The organism is Pseudochelatococcus lubricantis, assembly GCF_042432495.1.
Lineage (GTDB): Bacteria > Pseudomonadota > Alphaproteobacteria > Rhizobiales > Beijerinckiaceae > Pseudochelatococcus > Pseudochelatococcus lubricantis.
The window spans coordinates 90,459-110,784 of record NZ_JBHLXC010000006.1 but is presented as its reverse complement, the minus strand read 5'-3'; the positions used below and the strand labels follow the sequence as shown (position 1 = coordinate 110,784).

Below are 20,326 nucleotides of genomic sequence, written 5' to 3'. Positions count from 1 at the left end.
CTAATCTTCCTTCCGGAGAGGAATAACAGTGTCAAAGCCTGTATCTGCATTCAAGGTCATGACATTCGACGTCGTCGGCACGCTGATCGACTTCGAAAACGGACTGACGGGTAGCCTCGCCGCCATCGCGGCGGAAAATGGCAAGGCGTTCGACGCCGAAACCGCGCTGACGCTCTATCGCAACGCGCGCTACGAGCCGGAGGCACTGCGTTTTCCCGATGACCTGCCGCGCGTCTACGGCCGCATCGCGCCCGCACTCGGCCTGCCCGCCGACGCGGCGACGGGCGAGCGGCTGCGCAACGACGTGCGGCTATGGAAGGGCTTCCCCGACAGCCGCGCGGCGCTGGCCGCGCTCGCCGCGCGCTACAGGCTCGTCGCCATGACGAACGCGCAGCGCTGGGCCTTTTCGCTGTTCGAGAAGGAACTGGGCAGCCCCTTCCACGCCAGCTTCACGGTCGACGACACCGGTGTCGAGAAGCCGGACCCGGCATTCTTCGAGCAGGTACTGGCGGACCTCGCCGCCCGGGGCTACGGCAAGGACGACGTGCTGCACGTGGCGCAGAGCCAGTACCACGACATCGGCGTGTCGCGCGCGCTCGGCATCGCCAATTGCTGGATCGAGCGCCGTCACGCGCAGGCCGGTTACGGCGGCACCATCGCGCCGCAGGCGTTCACCCAGCCGGACTATCATTTCACCAGCATGGCGGCGTTGGCGGAAGCCGCCCTGTGATCGCGGGCCGACAGCACCGCCACCTGACGAGAAGTGCGACAAACGCAACTGACAGCTTCCAATCAACGACAGACGGGGAATTCAGATGAACAACAATATCACGAACTGGACGAAAGCCGACGATGCGCGCGTGCTCGATGCCATCCGGCGCGGCGCCTCGCGGCGCGAGCTTCTTGCCTTCCTGATGGCGGGCGGGGTGTCGCTCGCGGCCGGCGGCGCGGTGCTGGGCAGCGCGGGCCGCGCCCATGCCGCCACGCCGCGCAAGGGCGGCAAGGTGCGCGCCGCAGGATGGACCACGTCGACCGCCGATACGCTCGACCCGGCCATCGCCTCGCACTCCACGGACTACGTGCGCCTGTGCAGTTTCTACAACCGCCTCACCTTCCTCGACGCGGACCTGGCGCCGCAAATGGAACTCGCCGAAAGTATCGAGACCGGCGACGCGAAGACCTGGACCGTGAAGCTGCGCTCCGGCGTCACGTTCCACAGCGGCAAGACGCTCGACGCGAACGACGTCGTCTTCTCGCTCAAGCGCCACCTCGACCCCGCCGTCGGCTCCAAGGTCAACGCCATCGCCAAGCAGATGACGGAGATCAAGGCCGTCGATCCGACCACGGTCACGATCACGCTGGCCTCGCCCAACGCGGACCTGCCTACGTTGCTCGGCATCCACCAGTTCATGATCATCGCCGACGGCACCAAGGACTTCACCACCGCCAACGGCACCGGGCCTTTCCTCTGCAAGGAATTCAAGCCGGGCGTGCGCTCCATCGCGGTGCGCAATCCCAACTACTGGAGGTCCAGCGGGCCGTGGGTCGACGAGATCGAGTTCATCGGCATTCCGGACGACAACGCGCGCGTCAACGCCCTGCTCTCCGGCGATGTGCAGATCGTCGGCTCGATGAACCCGCGCGCCATCCGCCAGATCGAGGCGCAACCCGGCTTCGAGATGATGATCACGCCCTCGGGCGGCTACACAAACCTCAACATGCGGCTGGACATGTCTCCCGGCGATGCGGAAGGCTTCGTCACCGGTATCCGCCATCTGATCAACCGCGAGCAGATCCTGAAGGCCGTGGCGCGGGGCATCGGCGATATCGCCAACGACCAGCCCCTGCCGCTCACCAACCGCTATCATAACGCCGCGCTGAAGCCGGCCGCGTTCGATCCGGAAAAGGCGAAGTTCCACCTGTCGAAATCCGGCCTGCTGAACCAGACCATTCCGGTCGTCGCCTCGGACGCCGCGACGCTGTCCGTGGAAATGGCCTCGGTGCTGCAGCAGGAGGGCGCGAGGATCGGCATGAAGTTCGACATCAAGCGCGTGCCGGCGGATGGCTACTGGTCTAACTACTGGCTGAAAGCGCCGATGCACTTCGGCAACATCAACGCGCGCCCGACCGCGGACTCCTACTTCTCGCTGCTCTATGCCAGCGACGCAGCCTGGAACGAGAGCCGGTTCAAGAGTGCCGCATTCGATGAGCTGCTGGTCAAGGCGCGCGGCGAGCTGGATGAGGCGAAGCGCAAGGAACTCTACGGCGAGATGCAGGTTATGGTCGCGCAGCAGGCGGGCACCGTCATCCCGCTGTTCATGGCCAACCTCGATGCGCTAAACAGCAAGGTGCGGGGCATGAAGCCCAACCCGCTGGGCAACCTGATGGGATTCGCCTTCCCCGAGTACATCTGGCTTGCCGAATGATGCCGCGCCGCGGGCACGGCCGGCCGCCGGCGCCCGCGGCACGCCGCACACGACGCGGACGGCCGCCATGCCGCATCTGCCCGGACGGGCGCGCTCCCGACCCGGGCCGACGGCGTGGTGCCGGCCGCCGCTCCGAGGGGCCGACAGGGGAACATCCATGAGCAATACGATGACCGCGATGGTACTTCACCGTCTGTGGGTCTCCTTTCTGACGTTTATATTCGTATCCTTTGTTGTCTTCGCCATCACGAACATGCTGCCCGGCGACATCGCGGAGATCATGCTGGGTCAGGCCGCGACGCCGGAAGCGGTCGCGGGCCTGCGCGAGGCCATGCATCTCGACGAGCCGGCGATCCTGCGGTTCCTGCGCTGGCTGGGCGGGCTCTTCGTCGGCGATCTCGGCACGTCGCTGGTCAACCGCCTGCCGGTGTCGGAGATGATTTCGGGAAGGCTCGGCAACTCCCTGAAGCTCGCGGCCGTCACCACGCTGCTGTCCGTGCCCGTCGCGCTGCTGCTCGGCATCGCCTCGGCCATCTGGCGCAACTCGTGGTTCGACAGGGCCGTCAGCACCCTGTCCATCGCGGTGATCTCCGTGCCAGAGTTCATGGTGGCGACGGGCGCCGTGCTGGTTTTCGCGGTCTATCTCCAGTGGCTGCCGGCGCTGTCCTTCGCCAACGAGGTGACTTCCTTCACGCAGATGCTGCGCGTCTATGCAATGCCGGTCGTGGCGCTGTCCTTCGTGATTTCGGCGCAGATGATCCGCATGACGCGCGCGGCGGTGATCGACACGCTGCGGACGCCCTATGTGGAGATGGCGCTGCTCAAGGGCGCCTCCCGGTCGCGCATCGTGCTGCGCCATGCCCTGCCCAACGCGCTCGGCCCCATCGCCAACGCCGTTGCGCTGAGCCTGTCCTATCTGCTCGGCGGCGTGATCATCGTCGAGACGATCTTCAACTACCCCGGTCTGTCCAAGCTGATGCTGGACGCAGTCGCCACGCGCGACATGCCGCTGATCCAGTCCTGCGCGATGATCTTCTGCTTGAGCTATCTGCTGCTGATCACCATCGCGGACGTTATCGCCATCGTTTCGAACCCGAGGTTGCGCAAATGACTGAGGACATCGCTTCCCGCCGCGCGGCGCGCGGGCGGCTCGGCTGGCGCATCAACGCCGTGGGGCTCATCGGCCTCGCCATCGTCGTCTTCTGGGCGTTCGTGGCGATCTTCGGGCCGATGCTCGCGCCCTATCCGGTGAGCGAGATCGTCGACTTCGACTACTTCGGCGGGATGTCGGCGCAGTTCTGGCTGGGCACCGACTACCTCGGCCGGGACATGCTGACGCGCATCCTGTACGGCGCGCGCTACACGGTGGGCATCTCGCTCGCGGCCGTCATGCTGGCCTGTTTCATCGGCGTGACGATGGGCATGGTGGCGGCGACCGTCGGCGGATGGTTCGACGCGGTGCTGAGCCGCGCGATCGACGCGCTCGGCTGCGTTCCGAACCTGCTGCTCAGCCTCGTCATCGTCGCCGCCGTCGGCTCGTCCATTCCGGTGCTGATCCTGACGCTGGCCGCCATCTACTCGTGCGGCGCCTTCCGCTTCGCGCGGGCGCTCGCCGTCAACGTCAACACGGCGGACTACGTCAAGGTGGCGCGGGCGCGCGGCGAGCGCCTGCCCTACCTGATCCGCGAGGAGATCTTTCCCAACATCATCGGCCCGGTCATGGCCGATTTCGGCCTGCGCTTCGTTTTCATCGTGCTGCTGCTTTCCGGCCTGAGCTTCCTCGGTCTCGGCGTGCAGCCGCCCAACGCCGACTGGGGCGGGCTGGTGCGGGAGAACATTTCCGGCCTCGCGCTCGGCGCGCCGGCGGTGCTGATGCCCTCCATAGCCATCGCCAGCCTCACGATCAGCGTGAACATGCTGATCGACAACCTCCCTACCCGCATCCGCGACCGGAGTGAGTGATGAAGAACCTCGTTGAAGTGATGAATCTGCATGTCGGGGCGGTGACGGACAGCGGGCGCAAGGTCGAGATCATCCGGGGCATTTCCTTCAGCATCGCGCCGGACGAGATCGTGGCGCTGATCGGGGAATCGGGCTCGGGCAAGACCACGACGGCGCTCACCCTGATGGGCTACACGCGGGACGGCTGCGCGATCACCGGCGGCCACGTCTTCGTCGACGGCTACGAGGTTTCGGCACAGACGGAGCACGAGCGGGCAAACCTGCGCGGCAAGCTCGTAAGCTATGTGCCGCAAAGCGCGGCGGCCGCCTTCAACCCCTCGCAGACGATCCTGACGCAGGTCATCGAGATCGCGCAGATCCACAAGCTCGGCAGCCGGGACGAGGCGCGGCGGAAGGCGATCGAGCTGTTCCGCGCGCTCGCCCTGCCCAACCCGGAAACCATCGGCGACCGTTATCCGCATCAGGTTTCGGGCGGGCAGCTTCAGCGCCTCGCGGCGGCCATGGCGCTCATCGGCGAGCCGAAGGTCGTCATCTTCGACGAACCGACGACGGCGCTCGACGTCACCACCCAGATCGAGGTGCTGCGCGCCTTCAAGAAGGTGATGCAAGGCAAGCGGATCGCCGGTGTCTATGTCTCCCACGACCTCGCCGTGGTGGCGCAGATCGCCGACCGCATCCTCGTGCTGCGCAACGGGGAGGTGCAGGAGGCGGGCGATACCCGGCAGATCCTCCATGCGCCCGCGCATCCCTACACGAAAACCCTGATCGCCGCTTATGAGCCGGTGCGCCACGACCGCGCGGCCGCCGACAGCGCCGACGCGCCGGTGCTCGAAGCGCGGAACCTCAGCGCCGGCTACGGCGCGCCGGGGCAGGACGGTCTGCCCGTCATGCTGGCGGTGAACGACGTGAGCTTCACCCTGAAGCGCGGCAGCAATCTGGGCGTGATCGGGGAATCGGGCTGCGGCAAGAGCACGCTCGCGCGCGTGATCGCCGGCCTGCTGCCACCCGCGCGCGGCGAGGTGTTGTTCAACGGCAAGGCGCTGCCCGGGCTCGCCAGCAAGCGCAGCAAGGAGGAATTGCGCCATGTACAGATCGTGTTCCAGCTCGCCGACACGGCGCTGAACCCCGCGCGCTCCGTCAGCGACATTCTGGGACGGCCGCTGACCTTTTACCACGGCACGCGCGGCGCGGCGCGCAACAGGCGCATCGATGAGCTGATGGACATGGTCCGCCTGCCGCGCGCGCTGAAGAACCGCCTGCCGGGGGAACTGTCCGGCGGGCAGAAGCAGCGCGTCAACTTCGCCCGCGCGCTGGCGGCCGACCCGTCCGTGGTGCTCTGCGACGAGATTACCTCGGCGCTCGACACCGTGGTGGCGGCGGCCGTGACGGAACTGCTTCAGGAGCTTCAGCGGGAACTCGGCCTGTCGTACATCTTCATCAGCCACGACCTCAACACCGTGCGCGCCATCTGCGACGAGGTCGTCGTCATGTACGGCGGGCGCAAGGTGGAGCAGCTGTTGCCAGGCCAGCTTGACGGCGGCGCGCGGCATCCCTATTCGCAGCTCCTGATATCGTCCGTACCGCAGCTTGATCCGGGCTGGCTGGACAATCTGAAGCAGAATGCGAAGATCGTGGAACAATTCGCCCACGAATGACGCCTCCGCATCGGCGGGAAAGGGAAAGCGCAATGGCCACGTTCACCACTCGCCCCGAAATCCTCGGCCGTTTCGGCGTAGTGACATCGACGCACTGGATCGCCTCGGCTGTCGGCATGAGCATTCTCGAACGCGGCGGCAATGCCTTCGACGCCGCCATCGCCACCGGCCTGACACTGCAGGTGGTGGAGCCGCATCTGAACGGCCCCGGCGGCGATCTGCCCGCCATCTTCTACTCCCGCAAGCGCGACAGGGTGGAGGTTCTCTGCGCGCAGGGCACCGCCCCCGCCGGCGCCACCATGGACCACTACCGCGCGCAGGGATTGTCGCTGATTCCCGGCGACGGCCTGCTCGCCACCGTGATTCCGGGCTCCTTCGACGGATGGATGCTGATGCTGCGCGACTACGGCACCATGACCGTGCGCGACGTGCTGGAGCCCGCCATCTATTATGCCGGCCAGGGCCATCCCGTGCTGCCGCAGGTCAGCGCCGCCATCGCACAACTGGGCGACTTCTTCCGGCGGGAATGGCCGACCTCTTACGAAACGTGGCTGCCGGGCGGCAACGCGCCCGCGCCGCGATCCGACTTCCGCAATCCGGCGCTCGCGGCCACGTGGCAGCGCATCGTCGCCGAGGCCGAGGCCCGGCCCGGACGCGAGGCGGGCATCGAGGCCGCGCGAGACGCCTTCTATCGCGGCTTCGTCGCCGAGGCGATACAGGCCTATCTGGCCACCGCCGAGGTCATGGACGCGAGCGGCGCGCGTCATAAGGGCGTTCTGAACGCTGACGATCTCGCCGGCTGGCGCGCGACCGTCGAGGCGCCGCAGACCTACGACTACCACGGCTGGACGGTGGCGAAGACCGGCCCGTGGGGCCAGGGGCCGGTGCTGTTGCAGGCGCTCGCGCTGTTGAAGGGCATCGATCTCGCGGATATGGATCCCGCCGGCGAACGCTTCATCCACACGGTTGTCGAGGCGATGAAGCTCGCCTTCGCCGACCGCGAGGTCTATTACGGCGATCCCGCCTTCGCGGACGTGCCGCTCGACCGCCTGCTGTCCGACACCTACAACGACGAGCGCCGCCGGCTGATCGCGGATGACGCCTCCCTGCTGCTGCGGCCGGGCCGCCTGCCCGGCTTCGAGGAACAGCACGCGCACACCACGCGGATGCTGGCGCAGATGGAGGGCGGCGCGGTTTACGAGCCGACCATGGCGCATCTGACGGCGCGACGCGGCGACACCGTCCATCTCGATGTCATCGACCGGGACGGCAACATGGTGTCGGCCACTCCCTCCGGCGGCTGGCTGCAATCCTCGCCGGTGGTGCCGGGGCTCGGCTTCTGCCTCAATTCCCGCGCGCAGATGTTCTGGCTGGAGCCGGGGTTGCCCACGTCGCTCGCGCCCGGCAAGCGGCCGCGCACCACGCTCACGCCCTCGCTCGCGCTATATGACGGACGGCCGACGCTCGCTTTCGGCACGCCCGGCGGCGATCAGCAGGACCAGTGGCAGCTCGCCTTCTTCCTGCGCTACGTGCACGGGCATTTCGACCTTCAGCAGACGATCGACATGCCGCTGTTCCACACGGCGCATTTCCCGGCTTCCTTCCATCCGCGCACCTGCAAGCCGGGCGATCTGACGATCGAGGAAACGGCGGGTGCCGATGTTCTTGCAGCGCTGCGGGCGCGCGGTCATGGGCTCAATGTCGCGCCGGCATGGAGCATCGGCCGCGTCACGGCTGCGCGCCGGGACGCCGACGGCCTGTTGCGCGCAGCCGCCACGCCCCGCCTGATGCAAGCCTACGCCATCGGGCGATAAGGTGCCGGCGGCGTCAATGCCGCGGCCCGACATCGGGCACAGCTCCCGCGCCGATGCCACCCTCGGCGGCCGGGCGGCCGGGCGAAGTCTTCCTGGCAATGCGATATCCGAGGAAAACCAGCATCAGCGCCGACAGCCCGACGATGTAGCCGAGCAGGCCGTGCGGCCCCACGATCTGCATCAGCGCGCTCGCCAGCAGCGGCCCGGCACTGGCGCCGGCCGCCCACAGGAAAAGCAGCGCCGCGGAAAGCGACACCGCCTGATCCTGCTCGATATGCCGGTAGGCGTGGGTGACGGAAATCGCATAGATCGGCATGCTGCCCGCACCCACGAGCGTGAACAGGCCTGTCATGACCCACAACAGATGGGGCACGTCGTGATGCACGGCCCACAGCGTCGCCGCCGACGCGGCAAGGGCGAGGCCGACGGAGGCGAGCATGACGTTGCGCGTATCGATGCGATCGGCGAACAGACCCATCGGCCATTGCATCACGAGCGCCCCCACCTGCGAGGCCACCGTCAGCAGGATGGCACCCTCCCTGTCGAGGCCGATCATGATACCGTAGGCAGGCGCCACATAGCTCAGCGCTCCGCCGACGAGACCCACGTAGAGACAGCCGCCCACGGCGGTCGGCGCATCACGCCACAGTGCACGCAGGTTGACGGAAACGAGCGGCGGCGTGTCGGGACTGCGCGCCTTGGTCAGCGCCACCGGCACCAGCGCCAGCGAGAAGGCGATGCTCGCCAGCATGAACATGCTCTCCATCCGCAGGGCCAGATAGCCGACGGCAACCTGCGACAGAATCAGCGCCAGCCGGTTCAGCATCTGGTAAAGGCCGAATATGCGGCCGCGCCGGGCGGGCTCCGCCTGGCCGCTGATCCAGCTTTCGATACAGACGAAATGGCCCGCCGAGGCCGCCCCCACCACGAACCGCAGCACGGTCCACAGATCGACGGGCGTCAGCGCGAGGCAAAGCGTCACGGCCGCCTGCACCGCCGCGAAGACCGCAAAGGCGCGGATGTGGCCCACGCGGCGGATCAGCACGGGAATGGTGAAACAGCCGACCAGAAACCCCGCCGAATAACCCGCGCCCACGAGGCCGATCATGAAGGGCGCGCGGTCCGCCAGCGCCATGTAGAGGGGCACGTAGGTATGGATGGCAGTGCCGGCGACCTGCAGGATGAGCGCGCCCGTGATGATCGGCGCGAGCGCCGCCGCTCCCTGCGGATAGCGGGAGGCCGCCGCCGGGGCCGAGGCGGTCACGACCGCACCGGCACGGAACGAATGCTGCCGGAATAAACTGCTACGGAATGCCCCCGCCCGATCACGTTTTCGCCCTCTGCTGTCCGCCGTGCCCCGCGTGACAGGCCGGGACGGTTCATTCGATTTGGGGAAGATGATGGCACAACAGCCGTTTAATTTACTTCCAATCTCGGCGGCACTATAAGCACAATATGCTTGTACCGCCGATCGACGGTCCCTCCGTCCGGATTCGAGAGCAAGGACCGGAGTGCGCCAGCGCGGCGACGGCCGCATTGTCGTGACAGGACACAATGCAAGGAAAAGCAGGATGACCCCTGTCAGGATGAGACCCGCCACGCAACGGGCGGCCGTGACGGAGCGTGACCCGCGCTGGCCTGCCGTCGTCGGCCGTGATGGAGCCGCCGACGGCACGTTCGTCTACGCGGTCAGGACGACCGGCGTCTACTGCCGCCCCTCCTGCCCGTCGCGCACGGCCAACCCCGGAAACGTCAGCTTCTACGCCACGTGCGCCGATGCCGAGGCGGCGGGCTACCGCCCCTGCCGGCGCTGCCGCCCGGATGGGCCGTCGCCGGCCGAGGCCGACGCCGCGGTGGTTGCCCGCGCCTGCCGGCTGATCGAGGAAGCGGAGGAGCCGCCGAAGCTGGAAGCGCTCGCGGCCGCCGTGGGCGTGAGCCCTTTCCACTTCCACCGCCTGTTCAGGGCCGCCACCGGCCTGACGCCGAAGGCCTACGGGGCTGCACGGCGCGCCGAGCGGGTGCGGCAGGGGCTTGCCGACGACAGGACCAGCGTGACGGGCGCGATCTACGACGCCGGCTTCAATTCAAGCAGCCGTTTCTATGAACGATCCGACGAGGTGCTGGGCATGACGCCGACCGCGTTCAGGCAAGGTGGCAGGGACGCCGACATCCGTTTTGCCGTTGGCGAGTGCTCCCTCGGGGCGATTCTCGTCGCCTGCAGCGGCAGGGGCATCTGTGCCATCACGCTGGGAGACGATCCCGACGCGCTGGTGCGCGACCTTCAGGACCGCTTCCCCAACGCCAACCTGATCGGCGGCGACGGCGCGTTCGAGCAGCTCGTCGCCCGGGTGGTCGGCTTCGTCGAGGCGCCGCGCCTCGGCCTCGACCTGCCGCTCGACATACGCGGCACCGCCTTCCAGCAGCGCGTCTGGCAGGCGCTGCGCGACATTCCGCCCGGCGAGACGGCGAGCTACGCGGAGATTGCCCGGCGCATCGGCAAGCCCGCTGCCGTGCGGGCCGTCGCGCAAGCCTGCGGCGCCAACGCCATCGCGGTCGCCATTCCCTGCCACCGCGTGGTGAGGACCGACGGCGCGCTCTCCGGCTACCGCTGGGGCGTGGAGCGCAAGCGCGCCCTCATCGAGAGGGAAGCGGGCGCCTGAAAAGTCAGGAGGCGTCCGGACTTTCCGGCGGCAGTTTCGGCGTCCCTACAGGCGTCACAGCCGGAGCGGCGCCGCCGACGTGCCACGTTTCGGGCGCAAGCGGCCGCGGCGGGACGTAGCCCAGCGCGCGCAACTGCTTCAGCACGGCGAGATTGAGCTGGCTGGTGACGGTCAGCGATTCCTGGATATTGCCGATGAAGCACAGCATGTCGAACCGCATCTTGGTGTCCGTGAACTCCATCAGGAAGGCGACGGGTTCGGGGTGCTTCATGACGGACGGATGCGCCTTCGCGCAATCCGTCATCACGCGGCGCACCTCGTCCTCGTCGGAGTCGTAGGCGACGCCGACCGAAATCGTGATGCGCCCCGTCCGGCCGCTGTGCAGCCAGTTCTTGACGACGCCCGACACGAGGTTGGAATTCGGCACGATGACGGAGGCACGGTCGAATGTCTCGATCTCGGTCGCGCGCACGTTGATGCGCCTGACATAGCCCTGGTCCGAGCCGACGACGACCCAGTCCCCCACCCGGATCGGGCGCTCCCACAGCAGGATGAGGCCGGAGACGAAGTTGTTCACCACCGATTGCAGGCCGAAGCCGACACCGACCGACAGCGCGCCGGCGACGAGCGAAATGCGGCTGAGGCTGAGGCCAAGCTGCGTGCTGGCCAGCGCCACGGCGAGGAAGAAACCGACATAGCCGACCGCCGTGCGGATGGAATTGCGGATGCCTGCGTCGAAGCCCGTCGTTGGCAGATACTTGTTCTCCAGCCAGCGCTGCAGCGCGTGCGTCACCGCCATCATGACCGCGAAAGTCAGCGCGGCGGTCATGATGTCGATGGGCGAGATCGAGATCTCGCCGATGCTGAAGCCCACCCGCACCGCGTGGAACGACGTGTAGAGATCGTTCGTTTCCATGCCCCACGGCGCGATGATCAGCAACACGACGACGCCGAGCAGCACGATCTTGAGGATGCCGGCCGTGATTACGCTGAGCTGCTCCACGGCGCGGCGGCGCAGCCCGATGTTCGTCTGCAGGAAAAGCGACGCGCGGGAATGGCGCCCCGGCAGCTTCTCGACAAGCTCCTCGACGAAGACGCGCAGCAGGAAATAAAGCCCCAGCACGCTCAGGATCCAGACGATCTGGCCGACGATGAACGACGCGAAGGCGATGTAGCCGATCGTCACCGCCAGCACGATCGCAAGCACCGCCAGCCACGAGATGGCGACCACGATGCCCTGATAATCCGCTTCCGGCGATACATACGGGCCGAAGTCGTCGGTGTCCGACGGTTCCAGCCGCTTCAGCCCCCGCAGCGCCCAGACCATCAACCCCGCGACCGTGAGCGCCCAGACGCCGTCCGTGAGCACGACGAGCGGCAGGCCAGCCCCAATGGCCGCCACCACCGCCTGGGCGACCGTGCCGGTGAGGATGACGATGGTGCCCAGGTTGGTGACGCTGGACAGATGACGGGCGGTTTCGTCGTCAACCTCGAACAGCCGCCAGGCCGTCAGGTCGGGGGCGAAGAGCGCATCGGAGAGCGCACGCATGAACACGAGGAAGACGATGCCGAACAGAAACCACGAGATGACGGGCGCGATGCGCCCGCCGAGCAGATTTTCCGACTGGAGCGCCAGGTAAAGCACGAGGTTGGCGCCCGCCATGGGAACCGACCGCGCGAGCGTGATCCCCAGCGCCTTAAGCACCTTCTCCAGCCGGCTCGGCTCCGTTATGTCCGGATCGCGCCATGTCAGGCGCGGCAGCACCCGCAGCCGCAGCCAGTGCAGCAGCACGCCGACGACGGCCGCCGCGACGACGTAACCCAGCCCGCCCTCCTGAAAGCGGCGCAGCAGGTCCGCGCCCCAGTTTCCGAACGCCTGGTTCATGACGTAAAGATCGCCGGGCAGTGCCTCGCCCGCCATCCGCCATAGCGAAGGGTTCCAGAGGCTGGAACTGCGCGCGAACAGGGATCGGGCGAAGGCCGTGCGCCGCAGGTCGCTGATCCGTGTCGATATCTGGTTCGCCTGCACCATCAGTGTTTCGGCGAGCTTGACGCCGGCGTTCAGTTCGGCGAGCGCGGCGCTTTTGTCCGCGCGTTCGCTGGCGATGTTCTCGCTTTCCGGTTGCGCGCCTTGCTCCGGCTTGGCGCCGAGCTGCTCAAGCTGCGCATTCAGCGCCGCGGCTCGCGGCGTCAGTTCGTCGATGATCGTGAGAATATCGACACGAGCGTCCTCGACGGACTGGCGCAGGCGCGACAGGTCGGCATCGGTTCGTCCGTCGGCCTCCAGCTCCTTGTCCGTCTGCTCCAGCGCGGACCGCAGCGTATCGAGCCTCTGGTTCAGGGGCACGGGATCCGTCGCCGTCAGCGCCGGCAACACGCTCACCCCGATGAAAAGAATGCAACCGATCAGCAGGAGAAGGAAACCGGAAAAGACGGTGGCGGTACGCGGCATGACGAATGGCTGTCCTTGTGGGCCGTTCCGGTCGGTGTTCGGCCTGCCGGAACGCGAAGCAGGCGGGATCATAGAGCGAACCGCCCGGCGTGAACACCTCCTGCCCGCACGGCCTCTCACGCGGCTGCGACGACCGGTTTCTTGACGAAGCCGAGCAGCAGGGCGCTCACCACGGTGCCGGCCACCAGCGCGGCGACGTAGCCGCCGAGATGCGTCACAGCGCCGGGCACGGCCAGCACGAAGGCGCCGCCATGGGGCACCTTCAGCTCCGCGTTCACCGCCATCGAGAGCGCGCCCGCCACCGCCGAACCCGCGATCAACGAGGGAATGACGCGCAGCGGATCACGCGCGCAGAAGGGAATGGCGCCCTCGGTGACGAAGGCAAGGCCAAGCACGGCGGCTGCCCCGCCCGCCTCGCGTTCCTCCTTCGTGAAGCGGCTCGGAAAGAGGCGCGTCGCCAGCGCGAGGGCGAGCGGCGGCGTCATGCCCCCGATCATCGTCGCCGCCATGGGTGCGTAGATATGGCTCGATATCAAGGCGGTGGAAAAGGCGTAGCTCGCCTTGTTGACCGGCCCGCCCATGTCGACCGCCATCATCCCGGCGAGCAGCATGCCGAGCAGGACGGCGCTGCTGCCCTGCATGCCGCGCAGCCAGTCCGTCAGGAAGGCGAGAAGCGCCGCGACGGGCGCGCCGACGACATAGATCATCAGCAGGCCGGTGAGCAGCGCGCCGAGCAGCGGCAGGATCAGCACCGGCTTCAGCCCCTGCAGGGTCTTCGGCAGCCGGATCAGCCGGTTGAGGCCCGCGACGCCATAGCCGGCAATGAAGCCCGCCGCGATACCGCCGAGAAAGCCCGCGCCCAGATTCGCCGCGAGCAGCCCGCCGATCATGCCCGGCGCGATGCCCGGCCGGTCGGCGATGGAATAGGCGATATAGCCGGCGAGCGCCGGCACGATCAGCGTGAAGGCGCCGGTGGCGCCGATGGTGAAAAGCGCATGCGCCAGCGTGCCGCCCTGCGATTCGTCGGTGGCGTAAATGCCGCCAAAGGCGAAGGCGAGCGCGATCAGCAGACCGCCCGCCACCACGAAGGGCAGCATGAAGGAAACACCGGTCATCAGATGCTTATAGGGCCCGCCGCTGCCCGTGGAGGCGGCGGCACCTTCCGCGACAACCTCATCCGCGCTGCCCGTCTGCATCTGCGCGTCCGTGAACGCCCGCGCGATCAGCGCCCTGGCGTCCGTGATCGCGGGCTTCGTGCCAGAAGCGAAAACCCGCTTGCCGGCGAAACGCCCGCGATCCACCTCCCGGTCGGCGGCAATCAACACGATGTCGGCGGCGGCGATCTCCGCGTCCGTCAGCGGCGTGCCGGCGCCCACCGATCCCTGCGTCTCGACGCGGATGTCGTAGCCGAGCGCCCGCGCCGCCTGCGTCAGCCCCTCCGCCGCCATGAAGGTGTGAGCGATACCCGTCGGGCAGGAGGTGACAGCGACGATGCGGCGGCTGTCCCGCGCCGGCTCCCCGGTCGCTTGCTCCGGCTTTTCCGCCGGCTGTGCCGAGCCGCCGAGGCGGTCGAGAATCGCACCGGGGTCGGTCAGCACGTCGGCGATGCTGCCGCGAACGCGCGGCAGCGCGGCGAAACGGGGATCGTCGACCGCCCTGTCGCCGATGGAGAGCCAGACGTCGGCGGGCTCCATGCCGCTCGGATCGAGCGTGCGCAGCACGGCATCGCCGCGGCGCACCTCGACGTCCATCTCCTGCCCGCGCGTCCGGGCGGCGGTCCGCAGCGCCTCGGCCGCCAGAACCGCCGCGACGCTGTCGTCCGCGCTATCGATGGTGGTCCAGATTTTCCTCATGGCGCCCCTTCCTCCGTCGCCACACTCTCGATGCCCGTGCGTGCCGCCAGCGCCTCTACTGCCTCGCGCCCCGGCAGGTTCGGGCCGGCGAGCCCGAGCTTGCCGACGGCAAACGCCGTGCCGAGCCGGGCGATGCGCTCGATGTCGCCGCCCTCCCGCAGGGCGGCGACGATGCCGGCAACCATGGCATCGCCCGCGCCAACCGTGCTGCCGATGCCGGTCACAGGCGGCGGCAGCGCCCGGAGGATCCCGCCCGCCGTGACGAAAAGCGCGCCCTCCGCGCCCATGGAGACGACGACGAGCGCGATGCCGGTGCGGCAGAGCGCCACTGCCGCCGCCGCGACGTCGGACAGGCTTTCGCAGCTCTTGCCCGTCAGTTCGGTGAGTTCCGCGAGGTTGGGCTTGATTGCGTAGGGCCGCACGGTGCCCGCGAGCGCCGCCGCCAGCGCCGGACCGCTCGTGTCGAGGATGGCACAGGTGCCGGTGGCCGCGAGCCCCGCCAGCATGGTGGCATAATGGTCCGCCGCCGTGCCGGGCGGCAGGCTGCCGCCGACCACCGTCAGCGCGGAACGGGTGGCAAGCGCGGCGATCTCCGCCTCGACGCGGCCGAGCGCCTCCGGCGTCGCGGTGAAGCCCGGCAGGTTGATGTCGGTCGTTTCCTCGCGGTCAACGAGCTTGATGTTGGTGCGCGTCGCGCCGGCGATGCGCACGAAGCGGTCCTCAAGGCCCTTGCGGTGCAGCAGCGCCTCGAAAACCTCCGGATTCTCGGCGCCGAGCAGCCCGGTGACGACGGCGCGCTCGCCCCAGTCGGCAAGGCAGGAAGCCACATTGAAACCCTTGCCGCCGGCGTCGAGACGCACGGACGAGGCCCGGTTCACGACGCCGCGCGTCAGCCTGTCGAGTGTCACGGTCTGATCGATGGCGGGGTTGAGCGTGACGGTGATGATGCTCATGGTGCCTCTCCCTGGATACCGGCGTCGAGTGCGCGCACCTCCGCCGCGTTGTCCAGCGCCAGCGCGCGGGCCGCCAGCGCGGCGAAATCCGCCTGCCGGCCGGCCCGCAGCCGCGCCTTCACTGCCGGGATATCGCGCGGCGTCATCGATAGTTCCGCGACGCCGAGGCCCGCGAGCAGGGTTGCGCCGAACGGATCGCCGGCGATGCCGCCGCAGACGCCGACCCAGCGGCGATGCGCCGCCGCCCCCTTCACCGTGGCATCGATCAGCCGCAAGACGGCGGGATGCAGGCTGTCGGCCTCGCCCGCCAGCTCCGGATTCTGCCGGTCGATGGCCAGCGTATACTGGGTGAGATCGTTGGTGCCGATGGAGAAGAAATCGACATGCGCGGCGAGCAGATCGGCCTGCACCGCCGCCGCCGGCACCTCGATCATGATGCCGAGCGGCACGGCGGGCGCGTCGAGTGCGGCACGGATGCGCTCGCAGTGCTGGCGGAGCGCGGTTACCTCGGCGATGGCGGTGATCATCGGGAACATGATCCAGAGGTCGCCGCCCTCTCGCGCGGCACGATAGAGCGCCCTGAGCTGCGGCTCCAGCAGGTCGGGCCGGCGCAGCAGCAGCCGCGCGCCCCGCACGCCGAGGAAGGGATTGTCCTCGCGCGGCAGCGCGAGATGCGCAACCTGCTTGTCGCCGCCGATGTCGAGCGCGCGCACGATCAGCGGCCGCCCCTCCAGCGCCTCGATCATGCCGCGATAGGTCTCGAACTGCTCGTCCTCCGAAGGCGTGTCGCCACGTTCGAGAAACAGGAACTCTGTGCGCATCAGACCCACGCCCTCCGCGCCCTGGCCCAGCGCGAGCGGCACCTGCGCCGGGCGGTTGACGTTGGCGCCAACCGCGAGCACATGGCCGTCAACGGTGCGGGCGGGCAGCTGCCGCTCGGCCTCCTGTGCCGCGCGCTTGCCGGCGAGCGCGGCGATCCAGTCCCGCGCCGAGCGGATGTCCTCCTCCGCCGGATCGGGATAGATGAGACCCGCGTCGCCGTCGACGATCATCAGCGTGCCGGGCTGTGCATCGAGCAGCGCGGAGCCGGCCGCCACGGCGGCGGGCAGGCCGAGCGTTCGCGCCAGGATCGCGGTATGCGAAGTCGGCCCGCCGTGCGCCGTCGCGAGGCCTGCGACGCGGCCGGGATCGAGGGCCGCCGTATCGGACGGCGACAGATCGGGCGCGACGATGATCGTCTCGCCTTCCGGCAGATCGGCGATGGAGCCGGCGTCCAGAGCGGGGTCGATCTGGCCTAGCACGCGCCGGCCGACGTCGCGCAGATCCGCCGCGCGTGCCGCCAGCACCGGGTTGCCGAGCGCGGCGAGGCTGTTCGCCATGTCCTCGACGGCCTTGTGCCACGACCAGGCGACGCCGTGGCCGGCGACCATCGACTGGCAGGTGAGCGTAATGAGATCGGTGTCGTCGAGCAGGCCGGCCTGCGCCCGGAAGATCGCCGCGTCGTCTGCCCCCAACCGCCGGCCGGTGTCGTCGACCAGCGCCTTCATCTGCAGGCGGGTGCGCGTGATCGCCATGTCGAGCAGGGCCGCGCCCTCGCCGAGGCTCACGGGGATATCGGGCACCGCCGCCGCGCGGGCGCAAAGCCGGTACACGCGGCCGATAGCAAGGCCGGGGCTTGCCGGCATCGCGACGAGGGGCACGAGCGCCGTCGCCGGCTTCCAGCCGCGCGCGTTGGCCTTCATCCTGCGCGCGGCGCGCTCGGCCTGCTCCTTCTCGCCCGGCGTAAGACCGTCGAGGACGGCACGGAACCGCGCCAGCACGGCTTCCGCATTATCGCCGGCAGCGGTGGAGACGACAATGCTGTCGCCCGCCTTCAGTCCCAGCCGCAGCAGCGCCACGAGATTGCGCGCATCCGCGCTTTCGCCGCCGTGGCGGATGCGCAGCGGCGCACCGATCGCCTTCGCGGCGTCGACCCAGGCGCTCGCGGGCCGCGCATGCAGCCCGGCCGGATAAGCCACCGTCCACTCAATCCGCGCCGGCAGGTCGGAGGCTGGCGGCGCGGCAGTGGCGGCAGGTCCGGCGTCGTCCAGCAGCGCCCGGGCAATGTCGCCCGCGTCCGTGGTGGTGCAGAGCCGTTCGAGCAAGGCCTCGTCCTGAATGAGGCCCGTCAGGCGACGCAGGATGGCGATATGCCCGTCCGAACGGGCGGCGATGCCGACGACCAGACGCACCGTCTGGCCGGGATTCCATTCGAGCCCTTCCGGAATCTGCAGCACGGCGATGCCATCGCGCCGCACCAGATGCCGGTCCTCGCCCAGCCCGTGCGGAATGGCGACCCCTGACCCGAGATATGTGTTGGCGACCGCCTCGCGGCCAATCATGCTTTCGCCGTAGCCGGGCTCCACACAGCCGCCGCCGACGAGAAGCTGGGCCGCCTCCCCGATGGCCGACGCCTTGTCGGCGGGCCGCGCCCCGAGCCGTATCAGCTCGCGCGGCAGGAACGATGCAGCGTTGACAGTCATGGCGGCGTCTTCTCCCCGGGCTCGTTATATTATCGAATTTTGCTACCTTATCCTGACAAGAAAACGTTTTCTCATTTCGATGTCAACCAGCTATCGTGCCGGCTATGAAGAAAGGCCATAAGATGCTAACTGATTCCTGAGGCGATCCGGGAAGGACGAGGAAACGTTTTCCATGGCGAAGGTAGGCATCAAGCTGGTAGCCGCGATGGCCGGCGTTTCCCCCGCCACCGTGTCGCGCGCGCTCTCCGGCAAACCGGTCGATGCCGAGATGCGCGCGCGGGTGGAGGAAGCGGTGCGGGCGACGGGCTATCGCCCCAACCTCGCGGCGCGGCGCCTGCGCTCGCGCGAGAGCGGCACCATCGGCCTCATCGTGGCAGACATCCGCAACCCCTTCTTCACCGCCGTAAGCCGCGCGGTGGAGGATGTGGCCTTCGCCCACGGTCTGCGCGTCATCCTCTGCAACACGGACGAGAACCCGGAAAAGGAAGCGATGTACCTGCGCCTGATGGAGGAGGAGCGGGTGACCGGCGTGATCTTCGCGCCCACGCGCCACACCGCGCCGAAAGTCGCTGTCAGCCGCCACGCCTTTCCGGTCGTGCTCATCGACCGCTCCGCGCCGACCGTGCTGCACGACGCGGTGGTGCTGGATAACGCCCGGGCGGCGGCGGCGCTCGTCGAGCATCTGCACGGGCGCGGCTACAGGCGGATCGTGGGCCTGTTCGGCGCGGCGAGCACCACCGGGGTGGAACGGCGCGGCGGCTATGAGGCGGCCATGCGCCGTCTGGGCCTTGTGCCGGCTGCGACCTTTCTGGACCACGGCGGAACCGCGACGGAGCAATGTGTCGCGGAACTCCTCGCCGCGCCGGAGCGCCCGGAAGCCATCCTCGCCAGCAACGGGCTGATGCTGCTCGGTGTGGCGCGCGCCCTGCTGCGGGCCGGCATCCACATTCCGGAGGATATCGGCCTTGCGGGTTTCGACAACGAGCCGTGGACGGAGCTGGTGGGCGCCGGCATCACGGTGATGGAGCAGCCCGTCGAGGAGATCGGCCGCAACGCCATGGCGATGCTGTTCGACCGCGGCGCCAATCCGGCGGCCGCCGCACGCCGGATCGTGCTGCAGGCGACCTGCATCGTTCGCGGCTCCACGCCCGGCCCCGGCTCCCCGCAGCCGTGACGAAGGAGGAACCGCGATGACGCCCGGCCGCCTGCCTCAGAAGCCCCCGCGGCAGCATGACGGTTGCGGAGGGACGCTTTGCCGGTATGGTATCCGGGCGGCAAGGCCGGCCGGCTTTCAGAACCACGCCGTCACTATCATGCCGTCACCGTCAAGCGACAGGTTTGCGCGATGCCATACTCCTATTCCGAGCATAAGGACTGGATGCTCGACAAGTATCTGGCGATCCGCCCGGCTGGCGTCATCGATATCGGCGCCGGCGCCGGAACGTATGCGAAGCTGATGCGCCCGCATTTCAGTTCGCACTGGACCGGCATCGAAGCCTGGGCCCCTTATATCGAACGGTTTGACCTGCGGTCGAAGTACGATCTGGTGATCGTCGCCGACGTCCTGTACCTCGACTTCGGCAGCATCGTTCCGCGCCCGACGTTCGCCATTGCCGGCGATGTGCTGGAGCATATGCCGAAGGACGTGGCAAAGCGCCAGATCGCCCGGCTCAAGGGGTGGGTGACGGACATCCTCATCTCTATCCCCCTCGGCGAGATGCCGCAGGACAGCGTCGACGGCAACTGGTTCGAGCGTCACCTCGCCACGTGGGAGCACGACGAAATGCTGGCCGTGCTGGGCGTCGGTCTCGCCGACTCGATCAGGGGAAAAGCCCTCGGTGCGTATCACTGGTCGTCCGGCGCGTGACCAGGACGAAATGCAGGCCATTGCCCGGCTACCGCTTGATATCGGCGGGCCGCGCTCCCACGTGTGGAAAGACGGCACGGCGGCCCCCGCCCCGTTTCAGCATGCCGTGCCGTCCCACCTCCCCGCTCCGGCCCGCAAGGCGGCGTGCGGGCGTCTGTTGTG

14 protein-coding genes are annotated in these 20,326 nt (G+C 68.4%); 9 read left to right on the top strand and 5 right to left on the bottom strand.

The genetic code is table 11. The annotated features are described in order from the left end of the window. Nucleotides 1-28: 28 nt before the first annotated feature. The 6 genes from ACFFJ7_RS11325 (at nt 29) to ACFFJ7_RS11300 (ending at nt 7,857) form a co-directional block, all read left to right on the top strand. Nucleotides 29-730, top strand: a complete 702-nt coding sequence (locus tag ACFFJ7_RS11325; protein ID WP_377592383.1) for an HAD-IA family hydrolase — start codon at nt 29-31, stop codon at nt 728-730. A gap of 85 nt (nt 731-815) precedes the next feature. Beyond that, nucleotides 816-2,426 carry an ABC transporter substrate-binding protein gene (locus ACFFJ7_RS11320; protein ID WP_377592380.1) on the top strand — a complete coding sequence of 537 codons (1,611 nt, stop codon included), beginning with the start codon at nt 816-818 and terminating at the stop codon, nt 2,424-2,426. A gap of 157 nt (nt 2,427-2,583) precedes the next feature. Continuing rightward, a complete protein-coding gene (locus tag ACFFJ7_RS11315; RefSeq protein WP_377592378.1) occupies nt 2,584-3,537 on the top strand; it encodes an ABC transporter permease in 954 nt (317 codons plus the stop codon). Next, complete coding sequence (locus ACFFJ7_RS11310; protein ID WP_377592376.1) at nt 3,534-4,388, top strand: ABC transporter permease; 855 nt, start codon at nt 3,534-3,536, stop codon at nt 4,386-4,388. Before ACFFJ7_RS11315 ends, ACFFJ7_RS11310 begins: the two co-directional genes overlap by 4 nt. Further along, nucleotides 4,388-6,043, top strand: a complete 1,656-nt coding sequence (locus ACFFJ7_RS11305; protein ID WP_166951231.1) for an ABC transporter ATP-binding protein — start codon at nt 4,388-4,390, stop codon at nt 6,041-6,043. Before ACFFJ7_RS11310 ends, ACFFJ7_RS11305 begins: the two co-directional genes overlap by 1 nt. A gap of 32 nt (nt 6,044-6,075) precedes the next feature. After that, on the top strand, nt 6,076-7,857 hold the full coding sequence (locus ACFFJ7_RS11300; RefSeq protein WP_377592374.1) for a gamma-glutamyltransferase family protein: 1,782 nt from the start codon (nt 6,076-6,078) through the stop codon (nt 7,855-7,857). Between the two features lie 13 nt (nt 7,858-7,870). Here ACFFJ7_RS11300 and ACFFJ7_RS11295 read toward each other — a convergent pair whose 3' ends face one another. Beyond that, nucleotides 7,871-9,121, bottom strand: a complete 1,251-nt coding sequence (locus tag ACFFJ7_RS11295; RefSeq protein ID WP_377592372.1) for an MFS transporter — start codon at nt 9,119-9,121, stop codon at nt 7,871-7,873. Between the two features lie 307 nt (nt 9,122-9,428). Between ACFFJ7_RS11295 and ada the strand changes: the two genes are divergently transcribed. Beyond that, the gene (gene ada, locus ACFFJ7_RS11290) at nt 9,429-10,517 is read left to right on the top strand and encodes a bifunctional DNA-binding transcriptional regulator/O6-methylguanine-DNA methyltransferase Ada (RefSeq protein WP_377592371.1); all 1,089 of its coding nucleotides are present in this window, start codon (nt 9,429-9,431) and stop codon (nt 10,515-10,517) included. A gap of 4 nt (nt 10,518-10,521) precedes the next feature. Here the strand turns inward: ada and ACFFJ7_RS11285 are convergent, their stop codons facing one another. The 4 genes from ACFFJ7_RS11285 to ptsP form a co-directional block, all read right to left on the bottom strand. Next, nucleotides 10,522-12,969 (bottom strand): DUF3772 domain-containing protein, encoded by a 2,448-nt coding sequence (locus tag ACFFJ7_RS11285; RefSeq protein WP_377592370.1) that lies wholly within the window; start codon nt 12,967-12,969, stop codon nt 10,522-10,524. A 116-nt stretch (nt 12,970-13,085) separates the two neighbouring features. Further along, a complete protein-coding gene (locus ACFFJ7_RS11280) occupies nt 13,086-14,822 on the bottom strand; it encodes a PTS fructose transporter subunit IIC (RefSeq protein WP_377592369.1) in 1,737 nt (578 codons plus the stop codon). Further along, the gene (gene pfkB / locus ACFFJ7_RS11275) at nt 14,819-15,775 is read right to left on the bottom strand and encodes a 1-phosphofructokinase (protein ID WP_377592368.1); all 957 of its coding nucleotides are present in this window, start codon (nt 15,773-15,775) and stop codon (nt 14,819-14,821) included. The genes ACFFJ7_RS11280 and pfkB overlap by 4 nt, the downstream gene beginning before the upstream one ends. Beyond that, a complete protein-coding gene (gene ptsP, locus ACFFJ7_RS11270) occupies nt 15,772-18,297 on the bottom strand; it encodes a phosphoenolpyruvate--protein phosphotransferase (protein ID WP_377592367.1) in 2,526 nt (841 codons plus the stop codon). Before ptsP ends, pfkB begins: the two co-directional genes overlap by 4 nt. Before the next feature lie 172 nt (nt 18,298-18,469). Between ptsP and ACFFJ7_RS11265 the strand changes: the two genes are divergently transcribed. Both ACFFJ7_RS11265 and ACFFJ7_RS11260 read left to right on the top strand, forming a co-directional pair. Further along, nucleotides 18,470-19,471, top strand: a complete 1,002-nt coding sequence (locus ACFFJ7_RS11265) for a LacI family DNA-binding transcriptional regulator (RefSeq protein ID WP_377592366.1) — start codon at nt 18,470-18,472, stop codon at nt 19,469-19,471. A 171-nt stretch (nt 19,472-19,642) separates the two neighbouring features. After that, the gene (locus ACFFJ7_RS11260; protein ID WP_377592364.1) at nt 19,643-20,164 is read left to right on the top strand and encodes a class I SAM-dependent methyltransferase; all 522 of its coding nucleotides are present in this window, start codon (nt 19,643-19,645) and stop codon (nt 20,162-20,164) included. The last annotated feature ends 162 nt before the right edge of the window (nt 20,165-20,326 follow it).